The following is a 24,543-nucleotide window of genomic DNA, read 5'->3' as shown; positions in this document are numbered from 1 at the left end:
TGATGTTATAACAAGGCGAGAGTCGCCACGAGGTTTTCACCATGAGCAATAAGTTTATTATCACTTGGGACAATATGCAGATGTACACCCGTCAGTTGGCGGAGAAATTGCTGCCCGCAGAGCAATGGAAGGGGATTATTGCCGTAAGCCGCGGAGGCCTCGTACCCGCAGCCATACTGGCTCGTGAATTGGGTATTCGTCATGTCGATACTGTGTGTATTTCAAGCTATGACCATGACCATCAACGCGATATGCGAGTGGTGAAGCAAGCCCCAGGTGATGGTGAAGGCTTTATCGTGGTGGATGATCTGGTCGATACCGGGGGTACCGCAGAAATGGTCCGCCAGCTATACCCGAAAGCGCGCTTCGTCACTGTCAGTGCTAAGCCGGCAGGGAAACCTTTGGTAGATGACTATGTGGTCGATATTGCCCAAGACACCTGGATTGAACAGCCTTGGGATATGGCGGTCAGTTATATTGATCCCATCGCCAAGTAAGTCATTCATACTCCCACCCCAAAAAACGTCGCGTTGTTACGCGGCGTTTTTGGTTTCTGGGGTGACGCTTTTGGCTGGTATGGCTGATTAGTGCGGAAAATCATGGCCTTGATATGTGTATGGTTTAAACTAACAGCACGTTACATAAAAAGCCTAGGAGCGGGTGTGTCGGACAACGAATCACAAAATCTATCGGTCAAGCTGTTTGCTAAACACAAGCATGCCACCGAGACATCGACCCTGTTCGGTGCCGTTCAGCAAACCCAACAGTCAGATTACTCGGCATTTGATGGTGACAGTGAGTCGAGTTGGTATCGAATGCGCCGTCGTGGTCAGTGGACGTGGCAAGGGGTTGAGCCATTGGAAATGGAGGCCATCTTTGCCCGTATCGCTCACTCAGACAACTCGCGTTCGGTAGAAACATTGCTCGATACCGTTGAAGGCTACCGCTCGGGAAACTGGAATTATGAATGGACAGCGGTTGGCATGCAGCATCAAAAAGCCGCCCAAGCCTTGATGGATGAGGGAAAAGCCAAACAAGCGGGGGAGCAATGGCTACAAGCTTGCACATATTTTGGTATTGCCGCTTACCCACACTTGAAAGGGGACAGCTTGGCGCTACAGTCGGAAACCTTGGCATTTAAGGCGTTCGAGAGTGCGATTGCACAACTGCCGTTCACAGTGAAAACGGTGGAGACGCGGCTAGATGGGAAATCATTGAAAGGATATCTCTATTTACCCCGCACCGACGCCACGCTACCGGTGGTTATCTTAAGCGGCAGCTTAGATAGCTTACAAACTGACTTGTGGCGCTTGTTTGTTGACTATTTTGCCCCCGCCGACATTGCTGTGTTGACCCTAGATATGCCTTCCGTGGGGCATAGCTGCCATTGGCATCTCAATGAAGATACCAGCCGTTTGCACACCGCGATGTTGGATAAGTTGGTCGATGTCCCTTGGGTGGATCATCACCGTGTGGGCACCATGGGCATTCGCTTTGGTGCCAATCCGGCAGTGAGAATGGCGTTTCTCGAGCCGCATCGCGTGAAAGCCAGTGCGTCACTCGGTGGTATTGTTCATGCGTTACTGACAGACGCCTCTTTAATGAAAAAAATGCCGCCTATGTACTTGGATACCCTCGGATCACGCTTGGGGCGTCGTATTCCTATCGACACATTAAAAACGCGCTTACAGGCGTGGTCGCTAAAAAACCAAGGGTTGCTTACTGGCCGACGCACTGAGGTGCCGATCTTAGCGCTTAGCCTAAAAGATGATCCCGTTTGTCCGGAGTCAGACAATCAAATGATCGCCAGGTACAGTCGTGGTGGCAAAGCCATGACGTTACCCAATACCCCACTGCACGATGGTTATCACCGTGCCTTGACCGAAACCGTTAAGTGGTTCGAGGATGTGCTCTAATCGGGATACCGCGGCACGGATAGCATAGGCGCTACCCGTGAGAGGGATAAAAATGAAGATGTGATCCACCGCTGAAAGCGGGATATTGTCGTTCACCTGATGGCTAAGCCCATGATATACCATGAACAAGGACGTCACAGTGCCATTGGAGGACACGATGAGCGATAAATTACCGCTTTCACATGGACGATTAAAAACACGCTTTACTGCATTGGGCCCCTACTTTCGAGAAGGAAAGTCAGACACCGAGCGCTACTTCTTCGATAGCCTTTCTGTCTGTGTGGATGCTAAAAAAGATCCTGACGCACGTGAGTTCTGGGGCTGGTGGTTTGAAATGACCCCGGAGGGGGAAGGGTTTACCTATCGTTATGGGTTTGGTTTATTTGATAAAAAAGGGGATTGGGTCGCCAAGTCGATTCCGCGTGAAGCGCAAGCGGCCGTGGATAAAACCTTGACTAACTTTTATGCCAAATTGAGTGCGTTGCTGGACGATGAACTAGGCCTGTCTCTTTCACCAAGCCAAGCACTGACTGAGCCGGAACTGGCCTGCTCTGAATAACCCGTCATTTGCCTGATCCCACCCCTTGTTAAATAGGTGAGGGATTGATAAAAGAGAGACATACGCTTTTGTGGATCAGGCAACCATGACAATTCAAGATGTATTTCAAGACGGTGACCTCGCGGCCAGCGTCTCTCCCCAAACGCTAGTGGTAAAACTCGGCACCAGTGTGTTGACGGGCGGTTCTGCGCGCTTAGATCAGGCACACATGGTTGAGCTGGTGCGTCAATGTGCCCGTTTACGGCAGCAAGGTCATCAGGTGATCATCGTATCATCAGCTGCGATTGCCGCGGGCAGAGAGCACCTCGGCTATCCAGTACTCGCTGACACGGTTGCCAACAAGCAAATGCTGGCTGCGGTGGGTCAGTGCCGTTTAATACAAACCTGGGAACATTTATTTGGTTTGTACGGCTTTCAAGTCGGACAGATGCTGCTTACCCGGGCCGATCTAGAGCACCGTGAACGCTTTCTCAACGCGCGTGATATGCTTCAGGCCTTACTGGATAATGGCATTGTGCCGATTGTGAATGAGAACGATGCGGTTGCAACGTCCGAAATCAAGGTGGGCGATAATGATAACTTATCTGCCTTGGTGGCCATCCTCGCCGATGCAGACAAACTCCTCCTTTTAACTGACCAACCCGGCTTGTTCACGGCCGATCCGCGTTCAAACCCGGATGCCGAGCTGATTCGTGAAGTCCATACCATTGATGAAACCTTACGCAAATTAGCAGGTGGTAGCGTAGGGGGCCTGGGCACAGGTGGTATGGCGACCAAGCTTCAAGCGGCTGATATTGGCCGTCGAGCGGGGGTAGAGGTGACCATCGCCGCGGGGAGTAAGCCTGAAGTGATTCAAAAAGTCACCGCTGGGGATAACGCAGGCACGCGCTTTTTGCCCTTAGAAAGCCCCTTAGAAAGCCGTAAACGCTGGATCCTTGCCGGACCGCCACCCGCGGGGGATATTGTCGTCGATGCGGGCGCGATTACCGCCGTGACGCAAAAAGGTAGCAGCCTGTTAAGTAAGGGGATTGTTGCAGTGAAAGGGGCGTTTGCGCGTGGTGAAGTGGTGCGTATTCTCTCGGTTGAAGGAAAATGCGTCGCGCGCGGTATTTGTCGCTATACCGCCAGTGATTTGCGCCGTATCGCTGGCGCTCATAGCCAGCAAATCGCAGATATTCTTGGTTATGAATACGGTCCTGTCGCGATGCACCGTGATGACCTAGTCGTAGTAGACAATTAAAAGAGCAAAGACGGGGACATAATGAGTTTACAAAACATGGGCAAAGCAGCCAAAGACGCTGCGCACCAACTGGCCGTCACATCGACGAGCAACAAGAACCGAGCACTCGCCATTATTGCTGACGAGCTGGATGCACAGCAAAGTGCAATATTAGCCGCCAACCAAAGCGATCTCGCCGCCGCTCGTGAGGCAGACATGGATCCTGCGATGTTGGACCGTTTAACCCTGACCCCAGACCGTTTAACCAATATGGCGAGCGATGTGAGGCAAGTGATTGCGCTGGCCGATCCCGTGGGCCAGATGCTTGATCATAAGCTGCTTGAAAACGGCATGTCATTATCAAAGCGCCGTGAACCGCTAGGAGTGATTGGGGTCATTTATGAGGCGCGCCCGAATGTCACCATTGATATCGCGGCATTGTGCTTAAAAACGGGCAATGCAGCGATTCTGCGGGGAGGGAAAGAAACCTTCGCGACTAACCAGGTATTAGTGAAAGTGATACAAACTGGGTTAGAGAAAGCGGGGCTGCCGCATGCCTCGGTGCAATATATTGAAAAACCTGATCGTGCGCTGGTCTCTGAGTTACTGACTCTTGATGATTATGTCGACATGATCATTCCACGCGGTGGTGCCGGACTGCACAAAATGTGCAAACAAAACAGTACCATCCCTGTGATTATCGGGGGGTTTGGCATTAGCCACTTGTATGTCGATCACAGTGCCGATCTTGATAGAGCACCCGATGTGATCCTCAATGCCAAGACAGACCGCCCATCCGCCTGCAACGCGCTAGACACCTTGCTGGTTCACAAAGACGTGGCAGCACAATTATTCGCTCGCTTGCTGACGGCGTTTAATCAGCATGGGCTGCACATCGTCGCCGGATCAAGTGCGTTACCGTATCTGGATGGTGTGGCGCAACTGCGTGAGGCGCAATCAGGAGACTTTGATACGGAATGGCTCGGGCCAACCCTTGGAGTGGTGGTGGTTGATAGTGTGGATGAGGCACTCGCGCATATGCGCGCGCACAATGCCAGCCATTCCGATGCCATTTTGACCAACGACTTGCAGGCGGCAGAAACCTTTATTAATGGTGCCGGCTCGGCGGCAGTGTACGTCAACGCCTCAACGCGCTTCACCGATGGTGCGCAGTTTGGGCTTGGGGCAGAAGTGGCGGTTTCGACGCAAAAGCTGCATGCACGTGGCCCGATGGGGCTTGAGGAGCTGACTACCTATAAATGGGTGGGGCGTGCGGACTATTTATCACGTCACTGAGTACCCAAGGTAACCGATAATAAAAAACCGCTAGTCTGGCTAGCGGTTTTTTTGTCTCAACAGCTTGGGCGTTTATTTAATTTCCACGCCTTTTGCCTGTAGATCGGCATGGTAGGAAGAGCGAACAAAGGGGCCGCATGCGGCATGCGTAAAGCCTAAATCAAGAGCAATGTCTTTCAGCTCGTCAAACTCTTCAGGCGGGACGTAACGCTCTACTGGCAAGTGGTGGCGGCTTGGTGCCAAGTACTGGCCAAGCGTGAGCATGGTGACGCCGTGAGCACGCAAGTCCTTGAGAACCTCGATGATCTCTTCTTTGGTTTCACCCAAGCCCATCATCAAGCCCGATTTGGTCGGCACCTCTGGATGCATCTCTTTGAACTTTTTCAGCAGATCCAGCGACCATTGATAGTTGGCACCAGGACGCGCTTTTCGGTACAACCGTGGCGCTGTTTCTAAATTATGGTTGAAAACATCGGGTGGGTTGTTTTGCAAGATATCGAGTGCGCGATCCATACGGCCACGGAAGTCAGGAACCAGTGTTTCAATTTGGATCTCTGGATTGAGCGCGCGGATTTCTCGGGTACAGTCAACAAAGTGTTGGGCGCCCCCGTCACGTAAATCATCACGGTCAACCGAGGTAATGACTACATAGCGCAGTTTCATGTCTTTGATGGTTTGCGCCAGATGCTTTGGCTCTTCGCTATCAGGGGCGACGGGACGACCGTGGGCAACATCACAGAAAGGGCAACGGCGGGTACAAATCGCCCCGAGAATCATAAAGGTTGCCGTGCCGTGACTAAAGCACTCCGCCAAGTTAGGACACGATGCCTCTTCACACACGGAGTGAAGGTTGTTTTTACGCATCGCGTCTTTAATTTCTTTAATACGCGCAGTCTCAGCTGGGAGTTTGATCTTCATCCAATCAGGCTTGCGCAGCACTTCTTTTTGCTCGGTCGGCATATTTTTGACCGGGATAAGCGCCATTTTGTCGGCGTCGCGGTACTTAACACCGCGTTCCATCTGAATCGGTTTGCTCATAAATCGCTGCTTTCCGTTGTAAACTCAACCTCAGAGTACGTCAGCTGTTGAGTTAAAGTGTCTACCAGCACAGGTTGAACGTCCTCGAGCGTGACTTTGCCAACCTGATCGCTCAGTTGCGTCATGGCCATACCAGCGTAACCACATGGGTTAATACGCTGAAACGGTGATAAGTCCATATTGATGTTGAGTGCCAGTCCATGGAATGAGCACCCGCGACGGATACGGAGCCCAAGAGAACATATTTTTGCGTCGTTAACGTAAACACCGGGCGCATCTGGGCGGGCGTAAGCGTCAACGTGGAAGTGTGCTAGTGTGTTCACCACAAGATCTTCAATATGGCTCACGAGCGCTCGCACACCGACTTTTTTACGTTTGAGGTTAATCAGGAAATAGGCGACGAGTTGCCCTGGCCCATGATACGTCACCTGTCCGCCGCGATCTGATTGTACGACAGGGATGTCGCCTGGGACCAACACATGTTCCGTTTTTCCCGCTTGTCCTTGGGTAAAAACCGGATCATGCTCAACCAGCCAAACTTCATCACGCGTATTGTCGTCACGCCGATCGGTGAAGTGGCGCATCTGTTCCCAGACGCGGAGATACGGTTGACGGCCAAGGTGCCTTACAACGAGTTGGTGCTGCAAACCCATTTCCCATGTTGTTGTCAGTGGCGATATTATAGAGGCTGGCAGCGCGATTTAAAGCCGCCAGTCGTGTGGGTATTCGAATTAGAGCACCATGCGGACGATGTCAATTTCACCCAGCTCTTTATAGAGGATTTCCACTTGCTCAATGGAGGTCGCCTTAATGGTGATCGACACCGAGTGATAGGTACCCTTGGCACTGGGCTTGACGGCTGGGCTATAGTCGCCTGGCGCGTGGCGTTGGATCACGGTCAATACATGATCGGGTAGTTCAGGTTTTGCCTGGCCCACCACCTTGTAGGTGAATTGGCAAGGAAACTCCAACAGATCTTTTAATTTCGGTTGCTCTTGCATGTTAACTCCCAACTGCAGGCTGATAGAGGCACGCGTTTGTGCGATTGATCACGATTAACGCGAAATACTAATCTGCCAAGCGCGAGAAAACAAGCCGCCCACCAAGTTGGTGGGCGGCACAGAGAGGGATTAACCGACGAGGTTTTTAAACATCATCACGATGTAATCTATTAAGCGACTAAAAAGCCCGCCTTTTTCAACATCGTTTAGGGCGACAAGCGGGTATTCCGCCACATCTTCATCATCCACTTGATAGAAGAGTTTACCGACGACATCACCTTTACTGATCGGGGCTTCCAATGTGTTGTCGAGGACAAAACTGGCTTTCAGATCTTGCGCCTTGCCACGGGGAAGCGTGACAAAGGTATCTTCAGTGACGCCGAGCGCGACTTCGTCTGTATCACCCATCCAGACCTTCTCAGTCACAAAGGTTTCGTTGGCTTTATGGGGGGCCACGGTCTCGAAGAAGCGGAAACCATAGTTGAGTAGTTTTTTGCTCTCTGCTTTGCGGGCGTTGGCGCTCTTGGTGCCCATCACCACCGAGATAAGACGCATGTCGCCTTCAGTGGCTGAGGTGACCAAGTTGTAGCCTGCACCGTCGGTGTGGCCAGTTTTGATACCGTCAACGTTCAAGCTTTTATCCCATAGCAAGCCGTTGCGGTTGTATTGCGTGATACCGTTGTAAGTGAAGGCTTTTTCTTTATAAATACGATATTCCGCAGGCACATCGCGAATCAGGGCTTGGCCGAGCAGCGCCATATCGTACGGTGTGGTGTAAAGATCTTTGGAGTCCAAACCGTGAACATTGGAAAAATGGGAACTGTCCATACCTAGGGTTTCGCCCCAGCGGTTCATCAAGTCGACAAAGGCGTCTTCTGACCCCGCAACATGTTCAGCCATCGCTACACAGGCGTCGTTGCCTGACTGGATGATAATGCCACGATTGAGGTCGGCCGCTTTCACCGTGGTACCCACTTCGATGAACATCTTCGAAGAGCCGGGAAAGTTTTTGGCCCACGCATTCTCACTAATGACGACGTCATCATCCATTGAGATATTGCCACGCTCAACTTCCTGACCAATTACGTAACTGGTCATCATTTTCGTCAAACTGGCAGGATTAAGGCGTTGATAGGCGTTGTTTTCAGCCAGTACCTCGCCAGAATGATAATCCATCAATACGTAGCCTTTGGCGGCAATTTGCGGCGCATCAGGGACAACAGCAGGTGCGGCTTGAGCGGTAGCAGAGGCGAATAAGGCTGCAGAAAGCAGTGTACGCATGCGGAAAACGGTTTTATTCATCATTGTTAGTACTTATGTCGGTTATCGATGTCGATACTGTGCCCTCACTATACCAAATTGCGGATAGAGGGACAGGCTCGATTTCTTTAACTTATTGATTGTTTGTTTTAGCACTTGTGACAGATGTGTCGCCATTAACAAGTGCTTCGGTGACGATAAATGCCCCCGGCAACTGATGCTGCTTTGCCGTGCGCATCGCTTGTTGCGCTTGGTCTCGATCATAAAAAGGACCAAAGCGAACACGATACACGGTATCACGGCGGGCGATATGTGTAGGTAGACCATGGGTCTTCGCCAATTGTTCCGCTTTTTGATTGGCTTTTAGGCCATCAGAGAGGGCAGCCAATTGCACATAATAGGCATGATGGCGAGCGGAATGCCACTCGTCATCCGCTGGTTTACTCGGTGAGAGTAGACGCAGTGACACGGGGGCTGTCCCCGTCTTTAATACATCCAGCTTCTTGGCCGCGGCATAACTCAGGTCTATCAAGCGCTTGTTGTGAAAGGGCCCTCGGTCATTGACGCGCACAATGGCCTTTTTACCATTATTTTGGTTGGTGACTTCCACGTAACTGGGCAGGGGAAGGGTTTTGTGCGCGGCTGACATGGAGTACATATCATACACCTCGCCATTGGAGGTACGATGGCCATGAAACTTCTCCCCATACCAGGAGGCAATGCCCGCCTCTTGGTAGCCTTTTGGATCGCGTAAGATTTGGTAGCGCTGACCATTTAACGTGTAATCTTTGTTACCCGCGAGGCTGTAAGGCTCATACCTGGGTTGGGCGTTTTCTGCGTGAATAACTTGTGGCACCGTCTCGGGTGCTTTATCACTTTGCATGTCGTAGCGACCTTGCTGGCTGCTGCATGCACTTAATAAGACGATAGCGCTAGAAACGATAATAGCTCGCATGTTTATGCCCTGGATAACATTTTACGATGAGTGTGGATAGACATCAGAATGCCAAAACCGGCCATCAGTGTGACCATTGAGGTGCCGCCATAGCTGATAAGTGGTAAGGGTACCCCAACCACAGGAAGAATGCCGCTGACCATGCCAATATTGACAAAAACATAAACAAAAAAGCTTAACACGATACTGCCAGCCATCATTCGGCCAAATGCCGTTTGGGCGCGGCTGGCGAGCATTAGCCCTCGACCGATCAAAAAGAGGTACAGGGCTAACAAGACACAGACACCGATCAACCCCCATTCTTCAGCGATAACGGCGAAAATAAAGTCTGTGTGTCGCTCAGGGAGAAACTCCAATTGAGACTGTGTCCCTTGTAGCCAGCCTTTGCCGCTTAAGCCACCAGAGCCAATGGCAATTTTAGATTGAATGATGTGATAGCCTGCGCCCAAGGGATCGGACTCTGGGTTAAACAGGGTCAGCACGCGGGTACGCTGGTAATCATGCATTAGGAAAAACCAGAGTACAGGGACAAAACTGGCCAGCGCAATCACCGCTGCTGTGATAATTTTCCAGCTTATCCCGGCCAAAAACAGCACGAACACCCCAGAGGCGGCAATCAGTATTGAGGTGCCTAAATCTGGCTGCTTAGCAATCATAATGGTGGGCACAAACAATAACACTAGGGCGATGAGCAAGTGAGTAAATTTGGGGGGCAGCGGATCTTTGCCAATAAAGCGGGCAAGCATGAGCGGTACCGCAAGTTTAATGATCTCTGAGGGTTGGAAGGTGACCACTCCGAGATCAAGCCAGCGCTGCGCGCCCTTTGCGGTTTCGCCAACCAATAGTACCGCCGCCAGTAACACCACCCCCACGGCATACAAATAGGGCGCCCAAAACTCATAGTGGCGCGGCGGCACTTGGGCGAGGGCAAACATGACCGCGAGTGCCAATAGCATGCGGATCGCCTGGCGCTCCATCATCACCATGCTTTGGCCACTGGCGCTATACATCACCACCAGGCCGAAGCCCATCAGTAACAAAATGCCCACGAGCATGGGTAAGTCGAGATGCAAGCGATCGAACAAAGAGCGTTTCGCGCTGACTTGGGCAAGTGAACTCATTGTTTGGCCTCTTTGGTCTCTTTGTCTTCTAACAAGATATGGTCGAAGATGCGGCGGGCAATGGGGCCCCCGTTGCTCGAGCCACCCCCTGCGTTTTCCAGTACCATAGAGACCGCGACTTCCGGGTTCTCAAAGGGGGCAAAGCCGATGAAAAGGGCGTGGTCTCGCAGGTGTTCAGCAATTTCGTCCGCGTTATATTCTTCATCTTCACCCAGCCCGAAAACCTGTGCGGTGCCTGACTTACCGCCCGATAAATACTCCGCCGAACGGAATGAACGACGCGCGGTCCCTTTGCGACCGTGGTTAACCAGTTGCATACCTTTGAGGCCGACATCCCAATATTTATCGTCGACCCCTTTAATCGGTGGAAACGGCTCGGTGTCGGGTTTGTGGGTGCCGTGTTCATCGCGTGTTTTATTTAACAGTTTGGGGGCTTTGACTTCGCCACGGTTGAGCAGCACGGTCAAGGCTTTGACGATTTGCATCGGGGTGGCAGTCCAATAACCTTGCCCAATTCCGACGGGAATCGTGTCACCTTTATACCAGGGTTGGCGGTAGCGACTCATTTTCCATTCACGGTTAGGCATATTAGCGCTGCTTTCTTCTTGAATGTCGATGCCTGTGTATTGGCCAAAGCCAAATTTTTCCATCCACATAGAGAGTTTATCGATCCCCATGTCATAAGCGATTTGATAGAAGAAGGTATCGACTGACTCCTCGATCGACTGCACGATATTTACCCGTCCGTGCCCCCAAGGGAGCCAGTCACGGAAAGGGCGCGTATCCGAGTTAGGGATCCGCCAATAACCAGGGTCGTTACGCGTGGTCTTGGTGGTGATAACGCCTTCTTCTAGCGCGGCGACAGCAATGAAAGGCTTCACGGTGGAAGCTGGCGGGTAAATGCCTAGGGTGGCGCGATTCACCAAGGGACGATCTTTATCATTGAGCAACTGCCGATATTGGGTACCGGAAATACCATGCACAAATAAGTTAGGATCGTAGCTGGGCGTTGACACCATCGCCAGGACGCCCGAGGTGTCAGGGTCGACCACCACCACCGCGCCTCGTCGGTCACCGAGGATGCCGCGCACGTAAAGTTGCAGGTCAATGTCGAGATTAAGAATCAGATCCTTACCCGGTTGCGGGGGCACATATTTAAGCGTACGTATTACACGGCCACGGCTGTTCACCTCAACTTCTTGGTAGCCCGCTTTACCATGCAGTGTTGATTCGTAGTATTTCTCTATCCCCAGCTTGCCAATATCACGGGTTGCTTTGTAGTTATTGAGCACCCCTTTTTGCCTGAGTTTGGCAATATCGCGATCATTGATTTTGGCGACATACCCGAGCACATGGGTCAGTGCATCGCCGTAAGGGTAATGGCGCTTTAAGTAGGCTTTGATTTCCACCCCAGAAAATTGATGCTGGTGCGCGGAAAAAATCGCGACTTCTTTATCGGTGAGCTGTGTTTTCAATGCCACGGCATTAAAACGTCGCGAGCGGCGACGCTCTTTTTGAAAGCGCGTAATGTCTTTGTCGGTCAATGAGAGTAAGTCTTTTAGCTGGGCGAGGGTTGCCGGCATATCATCGACTTGCTCAGGCGTCACTTCTAAGTGATAAACGGGGCGGTTTTCCGCCAGCAATTTCCCATTGCGGTCATAAATGAGGCCACGGTTAGGCGCCACCGGGACGACTTTAATGCGGTTATCGTTCGAGCGGGTTTGGTAGTCTTGGTGTTCGGTCACCTGAATATGATAAAGGTTGGTTAGCAGCACCCCAACCAACGCCATGATACCGACAAAGCAGACGATAGCGCGTCGCACAAACAAGGCCGCCTCGGCGCTGTGGTCTCGGATTTCAACTCGTTGGCGCTTCATCTTTGCTTATTCTCGATGATACGGGTGATTGGTGGTCAAGCTCCACGCTCGATATAGGCTCTCGGCCATAATGACGCGTACCAGCGGATGGGGGAGGGTCAGTGGCGATAGCGACCAGCTTTGCTCCGCGGCCGCTTTACACTGTGGTGCTAGCCCCTCTGGCCCACCGATCAAAATGGCGACATCGCGGCCATCAAGTTTCCACTTTTCCAACTGGTTAGCCAATTGCGGTGTGTCCCAAGGCTTGCCGGGAATATCGAGTGTCACAATGCGGCTACCACGGTTGACGGCCGCCAACATCGCTTCCCCTTCTTTTTGCAAGATACGGGTGATATCGGCATTTTTGCCCCGCTTGCCAGCAGGTACCTCTACCAGCTCGAGTGGCATGTCTTTTGGAAAGCGGCGTTGATATTCTTCAAAGCCTTGCTCCACCCATTTGGGCATTTTATTACCCACCGCAATCAATTGGATTTTCATGGTTTAGTTCCAGAGTTTTTCCAATTGGTAGAGTTGGCGTTGCTCCTCTTGCATGACATGCACCATAACGTCACCTAAATCGACCACAACCCATTCGCTGTCATCTTGTCCTTCCGTGCCGAGAGAGTCGATATCGACCGCTTGGGCCTGTTCACACACATGCTCGGCAATGGAGGCAACATGACGGCGAGAGTTGCCGGTGCACAGCACTAAAAAGTCGGTAATGCATGATTTGTCGCGTACATCCAGAGTCACAATATCGCTGGCTTTTAACTCATCGACCTTATCGGTCACAAACTGTTTTAACTCGTTAGCTTGCAAAGAAAACCTCTATGTGTTGCTGATGGTCTTATTAGGCCAGTATACCATTTGCTAACCCGTTGGACACGCTAGGGCGTGAGTGGTTCGGACGCTTGGCACATGAGTGCACAAAAATAATGCAGATCTGGCCAAGGGTCGCTACCAAAGTCCGTTTTTAGCCTGATCTCTAACTGTGCTAAGCGGCGTAGCAGTGCGGTTAATCGGGCTTTGTTGAGCCGATTGAGAGCGGCGGTGAGCATGGGACGACGTGTTTGCCATACACGAAGTTGGTCAAAGATGGCATTCAGCGGCCTGCCTTTTTGCCCCTGCTCGTGAATGGTATACAACTGTTTGAGCTCCTTTTGGATCAGTCGTAAAAGGAGAGTGGGCTCTTCACCTTCAGCATGCAGTTGCTCAAGTATCCGTTGCGCGCGTTGTGCCTTTCCTGCTAGCAGCGCATCGGTGAGCTGAAAGGGTGTAAAGTGATGGTGGCGTGACAGGGCACTCTCTATGCGTGGCAGGGTTAAGGCGCCATCCGGATAGAGCAGTTGTAGAATGTGCAGGCTTTGTACCAATGCCAATAGGTTTCCTTCATGCCATTGTGCTAACAACTGTAGCGCTGGTTGGTCTGGCTTTAGCCCTAACTGGCGACACCGTTGCTCAATAAAACGCGGGAGTTGACGGGCATCCGGGGTATTACACACCACGTATAAGCCGTGTTGGGCGAGCGCTGAAAACCATTTAGCGCTTTCTTGCTTCTTATTGAGTCTTTCCCCTTGCACCAATAGGAGGATATCAGGATGCAGATAAGCGGCCAGCTCGGTAAGCTGCTTGGCTTGCGTGCTGGTGAGGCCATTATCAGGGCAGGAAAGTTCAATAATTTGCCGAGAAGCAAACAAGCTAAGCGCTTGACAGCAGTCGATAACCTCTTGCCAATCTAGTTGCCCATCGATGACAAATTTATGATGCTCTTCAAAACCTTGGGTGCGTGCCGCGCTTGTAATGGCGTCACGCGCTTCGAGTTTGAGTAATGGGTCGGAGCCAAAGACCAAGTAAGTTTGGCGCAGCGGTTGATTGAGCTGCTGCGCCAATTGGTCGGGATAGGTTCTCATCATTGCGCGGTATTCGTCTCGGTTTGTCGCGTTTCGATGATCACGTTGGGCTCTGTTGGCGTTTCACCTTGCTCGAGCTTCTCCATGGCCGCTTGTTCGGCCTGTTGGCGTTCAAACTCGGCGATATCGCCTTTTAATTGGGAAAGTTGACGCATAATTTGCCGAGTGGCTTCTGTACGCATCTCAGCGACTAACTTATCTTCTTCCACCGATTTTGCCAGCGCTGTCAGCGGGTTATCTAGGAAATTACGGCTTAAGGTGGTGTTGTAGGTATAACTGCCTTTATCAGGCACGGTGACGCGATAGCGCGCGACATAGCGAAACTCTTTCTCCGCCACGCGGCTGTTTTGATAAAGCGATAACGTCTGTTCGCTATTGCTTTCACCGAGCAAGTGGATATTGGCCACGTCCTTGGAAGGGGAGACAAGATCGACCTTGTGTTGACGTAAGGCATTTCGCATTTGCCGGGTGAGCTCACCATAAGGGTCAAAGCTCGTTAACGACACCTTATCAACCTCATCGGGCAGGTTGTAGCTGCCACGCAAGGCAAACCCGCAAGACGCGATGGTCAAACAGACCATCGCGACAAGCAGGGAGCGAAGCATTGTCTTAAACAGATTCACTCCATCGCTCCTTGTTAGTTGGCAACAATGTTAACCAGCTTGCCAGGTACATAAATCACCTTGCGCACGGTTTTGCCTTCGGTAAATTTCACCACGTTTTCATCTGCCATCGCTTGGGCTTCCACTGCGTCTTTCTCCGCATCTGCGGCGACGGTGATCTTGGCGCGTAGCTTACCGTTGACTTGGACGATAATCAGCTTTTCGTCCTCAACCATGGCTTCTTTATCTGCCTCTGGCCACGCTGCGTCATCAATGTGGGTCTCACCCAATGCATTCCACAGGCTAAAGCAGATATGTGGGGTAATGGGGTAAAGCATTAGCACCACCGCTTTGAGGGCTTCGTCGAGCACCGCGCGGTCTTGTTCGCTTTGTTGTGGGGCTTTCACCAATCGGTTCATTAGCTCCATAATCGCCGCGATGGCGGTGTTAAAGGTTTGACGGCGCCCCATGTCATCACTGACTTTCGCAATGGCTTTGTGCACCTCGCGGCGCAGCGCTTTTTGCTCATTGGTGAGCGCGCTAGCATCCAGTGCCACGACAGGTCCTTGTTGGCTGTGCTCGTAAACCAGTTTCCAGACGCGACGCAAGAAGCGGTGTGACCCTTCAACCCCTGATTCTTGCCACTCCAGCGTCATATCCGCAGGCGCGGCGAACATCATGAACAGGCGCACCGTATCAGCCCCGTACTTCTCGACCATGAGCTGCGGATCAATGCCGTTGTTTTTAGACTTCGACATCTTGGTCATGCCCGCATGGGTCACCGCATTGCCTTGGCTGTCTACCGCATTAACAATTTGTCCTTTGCTGTCACGCTCAACGGTGACGTCGGTTGGCGAGACCCACACGCGCACGCCTTTGTCATCGGTATAGTAGAAGGCATCAGCCAGTACCATGCCTTGACAGAGCAGTTGCTTGAAGGGTTCATCGCTATCGACCATGTTTTCGTCACGCAGCAACTTGTGGAAGAAGCGTGAGTAAAGCAGGTGCATACAGGCGTGCTCAATCCCACCAATATACTGATCGACAGGCAGCCAATAGTTGGCAGCGCTTGGGTCGAGCATCTGATCGGCCTGCGGCGAGCAATAGCGTGCATAGTACCAAGACGATTCCATAAAGGTATCGAAGGTGTCGGTTTCACGCAGCGCAGGCTTGCCTTGATACTGGGTTTGTGCCCATTGTTTGTCGGCTTTAATCGGGCTTTGCACCCCGTCCATTACCACGTCTTCTGGCAGGATAACCGGCAGCTCATCCGTCGGGACAGGGACCACGTCACCGTCTTCGGTGTTCAGCATTGGGATAGGTGCGCCCCAATAACGCTGACGAGAAACGCCCCAGTCACGTAAGCGGAAGTTGACCGTTTTTTGCCCTTTACCCAAAGACTCAAGCTTAGCGGCAATCGCACCAAACGCGGCATCAAAGTCTAAGCCATCGAATTCACCAGAGTTAAATAGCTTGCCTTTTTCGGTATGTGCTTGCTCAGACAAATCAGGTGCGTTGCCATTTTCATCCAGGATCACAGGCTCAATATCGAGGCCATATTTGCTGGCAAATTCAAAATCGCGTTGGTCGTGTGCAGGCACGGCCATGACTGCGCCCGTCCCATAATCCATCAACACGAAGTTGGCGACAAAGATAGGTACGCGGCGGCCGTTTAATGGGTGCGTGGCGTACAAGCCCGTCGCCATGCCTTTTTTCTCCATGGTGGCCAGCTCAGCTTCCGCTACCTTGGTGTTACGGCACTCTTGCACAAACTCCGCCAAGGCTGGGTTGTTCTTGGCCGCGGCATCGGCCAGTGGGTGACCGGCGGCAATACCGACATAAGTCACCCCCATCAGGGTATCAGGGCGGGTGGTGTAGACGCCCAGCGCAGGGTGATCGCCCTCAACATCGAAGGTCAGCTCAACGCCTTCTGAACGGCCAATCCAGTTGCGCTGCATGGTTTTTACCATCTCTGGCCAACCATCCAGTTTGTCGATGTCTTGCAGCAGCTCTTCTGCATAATCGGTGATTTTGATAAACCACTGTGGAATTTCTTTTTGCTCAACCGGGGTATCGCAGCGCCAGCAGCAGCCTTCATGCACCTGCTCGTTCGCCAACACGGTTTGATCGTGTGGACACCAATTCACTGACGAGGTTTTTTTGTATACCAAGCCTTTGTTATAAAGCGTGGTAAAGAATTCTTGCTCCCAGCGGTAGTAATCAGGGCTACAGGTTGCGATTTCGCGATCCCAGTCGTAACCAAAGCCCAGCATTTTCAGCTGGCCTTTCATGTAATCAATGTTTTCATATGTCCAAGGTGCAGGGGCGGTTTTGTTTTTGATAGCGGCCCCTTCGGCCGGCAAACCAAATGCGTCCCAACCAATAGGTTGCATCACATTTTTGCCTTGCAGGCGCTGATAACGCGAGATCACATCACCGATGGTATAATTACGGACATGCCCCATGTGAAGTCGGCCACTGGGGTAAGGGAACATAGAAAGACAGTAGAATTTTTCTTTGTTAGGGTCTTCATGAGCCACAAAGGTTTTATTGTCGTCCCAATGGGCTTGAACTTTTTGTTCAATATCTTGCGGGCTATATTGTTCTTGCATCGATGGCTTCCGAGATTCTGTGAGAAAGGTAAAACCTGAAAGAGAAATATCGTCATAGAATAACGAAAGGCAGAGACCGCAACAACACTTGAATCAGGACAGAACCATGAATAAAGAGAAAGAACCGCAACAAAGTATCATTGAGCGGGTAAAAGAGGCACTGGAAAACAGTCCAGAGGCTTTGTCTCGCTGGGTCGAGTTGTCTGATCAATATCTCAAAGCAGCTGCGGATCTTACCAAAGATGAGTGGGCGCTGATTGAGGCTTACTTCAAGCGCGATGTGAAAGCGTTTGGTGAGCAGTACGACAAATCTCAAGGCGAAGACATGGACAGTCAGGTGTTTAACGATCTGATTGCCAACTCGATTTGGGAACAGCTGGCAGAAATCACCGATCGCACTCAGCTAGAGTGGCGTGAAGTGTTTGACGACCTTCAGCACCATGGCGTGTATGAAGCGGGTGAAATTGTCGGGCTGGGCGTATTGCAATGTGAGCAGTGCCACCACCAGTCACGCCACAGCCGGGTGGATGTGATTGCGCCTTGTAGCAAGTGTGGCCACCGGTATTTCTCTCGCCGCCCTTATCCGGTGTAAGCCAAGCGCGGTGCTTGGCTTAGCCGAGGCGGTTAAGATACCAAGGGCGAGGATAACGGTCAGTTATCAGTCAGACGAGGCGTTATCTTTGCCCTCAAAGCGTTGGCGCTCTTCGCGTTCCACTTGAGACAGGCGTGGCAGTTTTAGCCCTTGTGATTTTCCCATCCAACGCGCGAAGACGATATTGCTGGCGAACGCACAGGCGACCAAGACAAGCTCGATAGCGGCCAACCAGCGTTCCCCTTCATCGACATAAATAAGGGTCAATGCGTGCAAAAAGTAAAACATCAAAATAAAGTTCGCCCACGCATGAGTAAAGGCCTTTCCTTTCAAGATCCCCGGTAGCGGAAGGAGCAGCGGGATGGTCCAGCCGATCGTTACCGCCCAAGCATTGAGGTGTGGGTGGGGCGATAAAGACGCATGCCAGATTACTACCCAACCAATCAGGCCGAGGTTACTCAATAGCGAGAGCCTACGCATTAATGCAAGCCGAGAGTCAGTCACAGTACTATCCTATTGTCCCAAGTGGTGGTGAAAGGTTTGTGCAAAACGTGCAAGACGTTGACCTAAGGTTTTGGCGATTTGTTTCTCGTCTGCGATTAAAGGCAGGTTCGGCTCTGCCACACTCGACGCACCATAAGGCGAGCCGCCACCTTGCGTGGTATGTAGCGCACGTTCGCTATGTGGCACACCGAGCAACACCATACCATGATGAAGCAGTGGTACTGTCATGGTGAGCAGGGTGGTTTCTTGTCCGCCATGCAGCATTGATCCGGCGCCAAACACGGCTGCAGGTTTATCAATCAGGGCGCCTGATAGCCACTCCCCACTGGTACTGTCGATAAATTGCTTCAAAGGCGCGGCCATGTTGCCAAAACGCACCGGACTGCCGAGGGCTAGGCCATGACAGTCCAGCAAATCTTGCCGAGTGACAAACGGGTCTTTCGCGGTTGTGTCTGGCACTTGGCCATCAGGGTAAGCGGGCAGCTCGGGCACCGTGCGCAATACCGCTTCAGCGCCTTGCGCCTCGATACCACGGGCGACTTGCTGGGCGAGTTTGCGTGTATTCCCCGAGCGGCTGTAGTAGAGCACTAATACTTTCGTCATTTTATTAGCGTGAGGACGTTTTCAGGTGGACGACCAATGACCGCTTTTTCGCCCTTGACGGCGATTGGACGTTCGATCAATTTGGGATTGTTAACCATGGCGTCGAGTAATTGCGCTTCGTCCACGGAGGCATCGCCCAAGTTTGCCGCTTTATAGTCTGCTTCTTTGGTTCGCATCATCTCCCGAAACGAGCTGAGTCCGAGTTGCTGTTTTAACATCGTCAACGCTTCAGCAGACAAAGGGGTGTCGAGATACTTGATGATAGTTGGCGTGACACCGTTGGACTCCAACAACTTGAGGGTTTCACGACTTTTTGAACAACGGGGGTTGTGGTAGAGGGTTATAGCGGTCACAACAATGATCCTTTTTGAGTGAATTAACGGTCGCTAAGCGCTTTAAAGCGGGCTTGTTGGCGACGAAGTTGATCAAGACGCGCATCATACCGTGCCTGCGCCAAGCTACCTAGTTCTGAGAGCTGAGCGGCTTGGGTATAATTGCGAATGGCTTTGTCCCATTGTCCGCGTAAGGCATACCGCTCACCTTGGGCGGCCAGCTCACCGTCTCGATGCGTCCCGGTACTTTCGTACGCTTGTTGTAACAAAAACCAACCGTTGCTGTCATCTGGATGCTGGTGTGTATATCGTTCCAGCATGGAGATCGCCTCGCCTCCTCGCTTGGCTTTGACGAGGGTATAGGCACGATTGAGCAATAATACGCGGTTATTAGGCTGATGGTTCAATGCGTTTTCAAGGCGCGTCAATGCCTTGTCGTACTGTTTCTCACCGATGTTTAAATCGGTCATCGCATCGAGGAAAAATCGATTATTAGGTTGCGCCTTGATAAGTGGGGTTAATTTTTCTCGCGCATCGTCAAAACGACGGGCATCAATATCAAGCAACGCCATCCCGTAGTTGAGGCTTTGCTTTTCGGCCGGCGAGGCCTCTTTATGACGCCGTTCAAACCAATCCATCGCCGAGCGGCTGGCGATGCCGCTATATCGCGCGACGATACGGGCGCGCGCGAGTTGATAATCGGGCGAGACAGGTACCCGTTTTTGTGGGTATTGGCGGGCACGAGCGCGAGAATCAGTGATCCGTGAAGCCGGTAAAGGGTGGGTGCTGAAGTACTCGGGCATTTGGCTGGCGTAACGGTACTCATCCGCCAATCGTGAGAAAAATCGCGGCATGGCTTGCACGTCAAAATCAGCACGTGCGAGGGTTTCAATGCCGATCCGATCGGCTTCTTCTTCATTGCGACGGGTGAAGTTTATTTGGTTTTGCATACTGCCCGCTGTCGCGGCGTGTGCCGCTGCAATCCCGGCTTCGGGAGAGGCAATCGCGAGCATCAACGATCCCACTAAGGCGGCGACGGTCAGCGGCGAGGTTTGCGCTTGCTCCTCCATGCTTCTTGCAAGATGACGCTGGGTGACATGGGCGATTTCGTGGGCCATCACCGATGCCAATTCGCTTTCCGTTTTTGCATGGAGGAACAGCCCAGAGTGCATGGCCACGTAGCCACCGAAAAAGGCAAAGGCGTTGATTGCCTGATTATCGATTAAAATAAATCGAAAGGGTGTGCGAACATCGTTGGCATTCGCCACCAGTCGATGGCCCAAGCCATTAATATACTCGTTGAGCAGAGGATCGCTGATGATGGGCTTGCTGGCTCTTAGCATCCGCATGTAGGCATCACCAAACTCTTTCTCTTTGGCAACCGATAAGGTACTGACGGCGGCGGTACCGATATCAGGTAAGTCACTTTGATATGACTCAACACGTGCCGACACAGGTGCGCTCGCTAAAACCCCCGCTAGTGCATAACAGAGCAGGCGGCGAGCGTTGTTGCCTTTGTGAGAGCCAAGTGCGCGAGATGACATAAGTATGATGACCTTTAAATGCAGGGTGTACTTAGGTACAGACCGATAAAACCCGTTAGGGTTTCGTTGGCGTTCTATCTAATGTCCATTACAATACTGACGATAATACCGACCGGTGAGCCAGAATGGAATCTCAAACACTTGATTTGCGAGAACATGTTTGTCCAATGGCGCTATTGCTGGCAAAGCGCGCCGCCGCGTTATTGCAGTCAGGTGAGCAATTGGTGATTTTACTCGGTGATCAAGGGGCGAAAGACGATATCCCCAAGTATTTTAAACGCGAAGGCTTCAGCATGAGGTGGTTAGACACGCCAGCTTCGCGGCTACTCATCACAAAGAAATAGCGGGCTTTTTATGTTTGATATGTTACATCGCTGGTATCGGCGACGTTTTTCTGACCCACATGCCGTGAGCCTGGTGGCGATCCTTCTTTTTGGTTTTATTACCATCTACTTTTTTGGCAATTTGCTCGCCCCATTATTGGTCGCGATCGTGATGGCCTATCTACTTGATTGGCCGGTAAATCGTCTCTGCCGGCTGGGTTTGCCCCGCATTTTGTCAGTGCTGGTGGTACTGACTGTGTTTGTCAGCTTAACCTTGATGGCGTTATTCGGGTTGGTGCCGACCATATGGAACCAGGGGGTCAGCTTGGTGGCCGATGTGCCAAATATGTTTAATAACATGCAAGCACTGATGCTGAGTTTGCCAGAACGCTACCCAGAGCTGATCAATCCCCATATGGTCAATACCTTTGTCGATACCTTGCAAAATAAAGTGCTCAACCTTGGCGAAACATTGGTAAAAGGTTCATTGGCGTCTTTGGTGAACTTAGTCGCGGTGGCGGTATACCTGATTTTAGTGCCCCTGCTGGTGTTCTTTTTGCTCAAGGACAAAGTACAAATGTTGGCGATGTTCAAAGGCTTGTTACCACGCAACCGTCGTCTTGCCTCTCGAGTCGGCCATGAGATGAATCAGCAGATCTCCAACTACATCCGGGGCAAAGTGACTGAAATCATTATCGTCGGGGTGACCAGTTATTTGACCTTTAGCCTGTTAGACCTTCGCTATGCGGTCCTACTCAGTGTGGCGACGGGCTTCTCTGTCTTGGTGCCTTATATTGGTGCGGCGATTGTCACCGTCCCGATAGCCATTGTTGCCTTGTTCCAGTGGGGGCTTGAGCCTGGTTTTTGGTATGTAATGATCGCCTATGGCGTTATCCAAGCGCTAGATGGCAATGTGCTCGTCCCCGTACTTTTTTCAGAAGCGGTGAATTTACATCCAGTCGCCATCATAATAGCCGTACTGGTTTTCGGTGGACTCTGGGGCTTTTGGGGGGTATTTTTTGCTATTCCATTGGCGACCTTAGTGAAAGCGGTGTGGCAAGCGCTGCCAGTGATTGAGCTGGATGACGATCCCAAGACAGATATTGAGTGATCCATCTTGTTTTCACGCCCCTAATAAAAGGGGCTGAGCGGCAGGTAAACATCGACACGTCGTGATCAGTTTGGCCCACAGAAGTAGTAATGAAAACAGGGTTGGCATGGCACAACACAGGCAAGAACAAACGCAAGTAGAAAAGTTTCGCGTCGCGGTGATAGGTGGCGGTGTTGCGGGAACCACAGCGGCAATGCGCTTGGTTGAGCGTGGGGTGGACACCCAGGTGTTTGAGGCGGGCACCGGCTTGGTGAGTGGGCCGCCAATTTGCCATCTGCACGCGGGCGGCAATTTGTATCGTGAAATTTCACTCGATCAATGCCTGACCTTACTCGAACAGTCGGTGGCCACGGTGCGCATGTATCCGCATTCGGTCAATCGTCGACCGACTGTCCTCGCCGTTCCTCAGCAAGACCCAGGTTCATTAGACAGTGTGATTGCACGTTTAGAAACCCTGCGTGAGCGTTATGCGCAATTGGTTGAGATCGATAGCGATAATAAAGTCATGGGTGAGCCGAGCGATTATTTCCGTTTGTATCAGCAAGAGGAACTGGAAGCATTGCGCGCTCAAGACTATCACAGCGTGATCGATGCTGCCGATCGATGGATGTGGCCCGTGGCGCAATCGCTCGATTTAAGTGCAATGAAATACCCTCTGGTCCTGGTGCAAGAATACGGGCTTAGCGTGTTTCGCTTGGCGGCGGAAGCGCAATTGACCCTTGCCGACGCGCCTCATTGTCAGCTTAATTTCAATCACAAAGTGATGGATACTCAGCCCATCTCGTCAGGGTGGCGGGTAACCTATCAAGACCAGTCAGGGCAGATACAGACCACCGACGTTGACTATCTTATCAATGCGGCCGGATTCCGCACGGGGACAATCGATGATATGGCCGGGTTTGGTCGCGAGCGTTTGGTCGAATACAAAGCCGCGTATATCGCGCATTGGACACGGACTGAGTATCAGTGGCCGGAAATCATTGTCCACGGTCAACGGGGCACCCCACAGGGAATGGCGCAGTTGACTCCTTACCCGGATGGTTTTTTCCAGCTGCACGGTATGACTCAAGACGTCACCTTGTTTGAGCGTGGTTTAGTGAAAAGCTCTGCGGAGTCGGCGCAACCGACTGTCGATGCACGTTATGTGAAAAACATCGATAAAGGCTGGGACTGGCAAGAAGTGTGTGAACGCACTGATCGTGCGATTGACCATTTTGGCCAGTGGTTACCGGCATTTAAACAGGCCGAAGTAGGTGGCAAACCCTTGTGTGGTGCGCAGCAAATCCCCGGGGATGATCCTTCGTTACGTGCCTCGGATGTGTCGTTTGATGGTGAACGTTATGCGCGTTTGGAAATTGTCAAAGCATCGTCGGCGCTGACGGCCATCAATAAAGTACTGACGCAATTTGAAGATTCAGGTTGGATATCTCCTACCTCTTATCAGCCATTGTCTCGCCCCAACACCGCGAAGATAATCGATACCGCTTGCGAGCTTGCGACACGCCGCGGATACCCTGAGGCGTTGGCAAAGCCTGTCGGCTAATCATACAAAAAAGCGCACGGTGTACGTGCGCTTTTAGTCAGCAGCATGTAGGCTGCTTTGTCGCCAAAGCTAACGTGTCGCCAAAGCCAACGTGGACTGACGTTACGCTTGGTTTAAGTAATCAAGCACCACTTGGTGGTGATCCTTGGTTTTAAACTTATTGAACACATGTTCTATCTTACCGTCTTTGCCAACCAAAAAGCTTAGACGATGAATCCCATCGTATTCTTTGCCCATGAATTTTTTCGGTCCCCAGACTCCGAACGCATCGGCGACGGCATGATCTTCATCGCTCAACAGCGTGAAGTTAAGTGCGTCGCGTTCAACAAAACGGGCCAGTTTTTTCACCGGATCTGGACTTATGCCAAGCACCACGGTGTCAAGTGCATCCAACTCGGCTTTCGTATCGCGTAGCGAGCAGGCCTGCGTTGTACAACCCGGTGTCATCGCCTTTGGGTAGAAATAAACCAGAACACGTTTGTCACCTTTGAATTGGCTAAGCGTGACGGTGTCGCCATTTTGATCTTGCAGTGAAAAATCGGGCGCTTGTGCGCCTTCGGTGATTGTTTGCATGCGCTGCGTTTCCTTTTTGTCGGTAAACCGAATTCACGATGATAGAGGGTGTTCGCGATTACGCAAGTTTTTG

25 protein-coding genes and 1 pseudogene are annotated in these 24,543 nt (G+C 51.7%); 9 read left to right on the top strand and 17 right to left on the bottom strand.

Annotated elements, in window-relative coordinates; translation table 11 throughout:
• Nucleotides 1–41 precede the first annotated feature (41 nt).
• The 5 genes from gpt to BZG25_RS05065 all read left to right on the top strand — a co-directional run bounded on the left by gpt (nt 42) and on the right by BZG25_RS05065 (nt 4,990).
• Nucleotides 42–497 (top strand): xanthine phosphoribosyltransferase, encoded by a 456-nt coding sequence (gene gpt, locus BZG25_RS05085; protein ID WP_069361135.1) that lies wholly within the window; start codon nt 42–44, stop codon nt 495–497.
• A gap of 165 nt (nt 498–662) precedes the next feature.
• Nucleotides 663–1,916 (top strand): esterase FrsA, encoded by a 1,254-nt coding sequence (gene frsA, locus BZG25_RS05080; protein ID WP_077578615.1) that lies wholly within the window; start codon nt 663–665, stop codon nt 1,914–1,916.
• A 157-nt stretch (nt 1,917–2,073) separates the two neighbouring features.
• Nucleotides 2,074–2,475, top strand: a complete 402-nt coding sequence (gene crl, locus BZG25_RS05075) for a sigma factor-binding protein Crl (protein ID WP_077578614.1) — start codon at nt 2,074–2,076, stop codon at nt 2,473–2,475.
• A gap of 85 nt (nt 2,476–2,560) precedes the next feature.
• Nucleotides 2,561–3,715 (top strand): glutamate 5-kinase, encoded by a 1,155-nt coding sequence (proB, locus tag BZG25_RS05070; RefSeq protein WP_077578638.1) that lies wholly within the window; start codon nt 2,561–2,563, stop codon nt 3,713–3,715.
• Nucleotides 3,716–3,736: 21 nt separating this feature from the next.
• Nucleotides 3,737–4,990, top strand: a complete 1,254-nt coding sequence (locus BZG25_RS05065; protein WP_077578613.1) for a glutamate-5-semialdehyde dehydrogenase — start codon at nt 3,737–3,739, stop codon at nt 4,988–4,990.
• Between the two features lie 72 nt (nt 4,991–5,062).
• Here BZG25_RS05065 and lipA read toward each other — a convergent pair whose 3' ends face one another.
• From lipA to leuS, 12 genes and pseudogenes are all read right to left on the bottom strand, one after another.
• Entirely contained in the window at nt 5,063–6,028 is a 966-nt protein-coding gene (lipA, locus tag BZG25_RS05060; protein WP_046073741.1) for a lipoyl synthase, read from the bottom strand.
• On the bottom strand, nt 6,025–6,675 hold the full coding sequence (gene lipB / locus BZG25_RS05055; protein ID WP_172969991.1) for a lipoyl(octanoyl) transferase LipB: 651 nt from the start codon (nt 6,673–6,675) through the stop codon (nt 6,025–6,027). Before lipB ends, lipA begins: the two co-directional genes overlap by 4 nt.
• An 84-nt stretch (nt 6,676–6,759) precedes the next feature.
• The gene (gene ybeD / locus BZG25_RS05050; protein WP_046073739.1) at nt 6,760–7,029 is read right to left on the bottom strand and encodes a DUF493 family protein YbeD; all 270 of its coding nucleotides are present in this window, start codon (nt 7,027–7,029) and stop codon (nt 6,760–6,762) included.
• A 129-nt stretch (nt 7,030–7,158) separates the two neighbouring features.
• On the bottom strand, nt 7,159–8,310 hold the full coding sequence (locus tag BZG25_RS05045) for a serine hydrolase (RefSeq protein WP_369795687.1): 1,152 nt from the start codon (nt 8,308–8,310) through the stop codon (nt 7,159–7,161).
• A 112-nt stretch (nt 8,311–8,422) separates the two neighbouring features.
• A complete protein-coding gene (locus BZG25_RS05040; RefSeq protein ID WP_046073738.1) occupies nt 8,423–9,244 on the bottom strand; it encodes a septal ring lytic transglycosylase RlpA family protein in 822 nt (273 codons plus the stop codon).
• A gap of 2 nt (nt 9,245–9,246) precedes the next feature.
• Nucleotides 9,247–10,365 (bottom strand): rod shape-determining protein RodA, encoded by a 1,119-nt coding sequence (rodA, locus tag BZG25_RS05035; protein WP_046073737.1) that lies wholly within the window; start codon nt 10,363–10,365, stop codon nt 9,247–9,249.
• Nucleotides 10,362–12,242, bottom strand: a complete 1,881-nt coding sequence (mrdA, locus tag BZG25_RS05030; protein WP_077578612.1) for a penicillin-binding protein 2 — start codon at nt 12,240–12,242, stop codon at nt 10,362–10,364. The genes rodA and mrdA overlap by 4 nt, the downstream gene beginning before the upstream one ends.
• A gap of 6 nt (nt 12,243–12,248) precedes the next feature.
• On the bottom strand, nt 12,249–12,719 hold the full coding sequence (gene rlmH, locus BZG25_RS05025; protein WP_077578611.1) for a 23S rRNA (pseudouridine(1915)-N(3))-methyltransferase RlmH: 471 nt from the start codon (nt 12,717–12,719) through the stop codon (nt 12,249–12,251).
• A 3-nt stretch (nt 12,720–12,722) separates the two neighbouring features.
• Nucleotides 12,723–13,040, bottom strand: coding sequence for a ribosome silencing factor (gene rsfS, locus BZG25_RS05020; RefSeq protein WP_046073734.1), 318 nt, complete (start codon nt 13,038–13,040; stop codon nt 12,723–12,725).
• 68 nt (nt 13,041–13,108) lie between these two features.
• The gene (gene holA, locus BZG25_RS05015) at nt 13,109–14,131 is read right to left on the bottom strand and encodes a DNA polymerase III subunit delta (protein ID WP_046073866.1); all 1,023 of its coding nucleotides are present in this window, start codon (nt 14,129–14,131) and stop codon (nt 13,109–13,111) included.
• Nucleotides 14,131–14,754, bottom strand: coding sequence for an LPS assembly lipoprotein LptE (gene lptE, locus BZG25_RS05010; protein ID WP_231637399.1), 624 nt, complete (start codon nt 14,752–14,754; stop codon nt 14,131–14,133). Before lptE ends, holA begins: the two co-directional genes overlap by 1 nt.
• 32 nt (nt 14,755–14,786) lie before the next feature.
• Nucleotides 14,787–17,345, bottom strand: a pseudogene (leuS, locus tag BZG25_RS05005) (leucine--tRNA ligase); the annotation flags it as partial.
• A 106-nt stretch (nt 17,346–17,451) separates the two neighbouring features.
• Between leuS and BZG25_RS05000 the strand changes: the two are divergent.
• Nucleotides 17,452–17,937 (top strand): zinc ribbon-containing protein, encoded by a 486-nt coding sequence (locus BZG25_RS05000; protein ID WP_046073731.1) that lies wholly within the window; start codon nt 17,452–17,454, stop codon nt 17,935–17,937.
• Nucleotides 17,938–18,003: 66 nt separating this feature from the next.
• Here BZG25_RS05000 and BZG25_RS04995 read toward each other — a convergent pair whose 3' ends face one another.
• The 4 genes from BZG25_RS04995 to BZG25_RS04980 are packed head-to-tail and all read right to left on the bottom strand — an operon-like array spanning nt 18,004 to nt 20,920.
• Complete coding sequence (locus BZG25_RS04995) at nt 18,004–18,417, bottom strand: DUF2069 domain-containing protein (RefSeq protein WP_077578609.1); 414 nt, start codon at nt 18,415–18,417, stop codon at nt 18,004–18,006.
• 33 nt (nt 18,418–18,450) lie between these two features.
• Nucleotides 18,451–19,044 carry an NAD(P)H:quinone oxidoreductase gene (gene wrbA, locus BZG25_RS04990; RefSeq protein WP_077578608.1) on the bottom strand — a complete coding sequence of 198 codons (594 nt, stop codon included), beginning with the start codon at nt 19,042–19,044 and terminating at the stop codon, nt 18,451–18,453.
• Nucleotides 19,041–19,397, bottom strand: a complete 357-nt coding sequence (gene arsC, locus BZG25_RS04985) for an arsenate reductase (glutaredoxin) (protein ID WP_077578607.1) — start codon at nt 19,395–19,397, stop codon at nt 19,041–19,043. The genes wrbA and arsC overlap by 4 nt, the downstream gene beginning before the upstream one ends.
• A gap of 23 nt (nt 19,398–19,420) precedes the next feature.
• Nucleotides 19,421–20,920: a M48 family metalloprotease gene (locus BZG25_RS04980; RefSeq protein ID WP_077578606.1), complete on the bottom strand. Its 1,500-nt coding sequence runs from the start codon at nt 20,918–20,920 to the stop codon at nt 19,421–19,423.
• A 125-nt stretch (nt 20,921–21,045) separates the two neighbouring features.
• On the opposite strand from BZG25_RS04980, the gene BZG25_RS04975 reads away from it, so the two are divergent.
• From BZG25_RS04975 to BZG25_RS04965, 3 genes are all read left to right on the top strand, one after another.
• Nucleotides 21,046–21,264, top strand: coding sequence for a sulfurtransferase TusA family protein (locus BZG25_RS04975; protein ID WP_046073727.1), 219 nt, complete (start codon nt 21,046–21,048; stop codon nt 21,262–21,264).
• Nucleotides 21,265–21,274: 10 nt separating this feature from the next.
• Nucleotides 21,275–22,354: an AI-2E family transporter gene (locus BZG25_RS04970; RefSeq protein ID WP_077578605.1), complete on the top strand. Its 1,080-nt coding sequence runs from the start codon at nt 21,275–21,277 to the stop codon at nt 22,352–22,354.
• Nucleotides 22,355–22,460: 106 nt separating this feature from the next.
• Nucleotides 22,461–23,897: an FAD-dependent oxidoreductase gene (locus BZG25_RS04965; protein WP_077578604.1), complete on the top strand. Its 1,437-nt coding sequence runs from the start codon at nt 22,461–22,463 to the stop codon at nt 23,895–23,897.
• Between the two features lie 102 nt (nt 23,898–23,999).
• On the opposite strand, the gene bcp is transcribed toward BZG25_RS04965, so the two are convergent.
• Complete coding sequence (gene bcp, locus BZG25_RS04960; protein ID WP_046073724.1) at nt 24,000–24,470, bottom strand: thioredoxin-dependent thiol peroxidase; 471 nt, start codon at nt 24,468–24,470, stop codon at nt 24,000–24,002.
• Nucleotides 24,471–24,543: the final 73 nt, after the last annotated feature.

Source organism: Salinivibrio sp. ML198, from assembly GCF_001996015.1.
Lineage (GTDB): Bacteria > Pseudomonadota > Gammaproteobacteria > Enterobacterales > Vibrionaceae > Salinivibrio > Salinivibrio siamensis.
The sequence above is the reverse complement of the archived record's forward strand: the minus strand, read 5'-3'. Positions and strand labels throughout refer to the sequence as shown.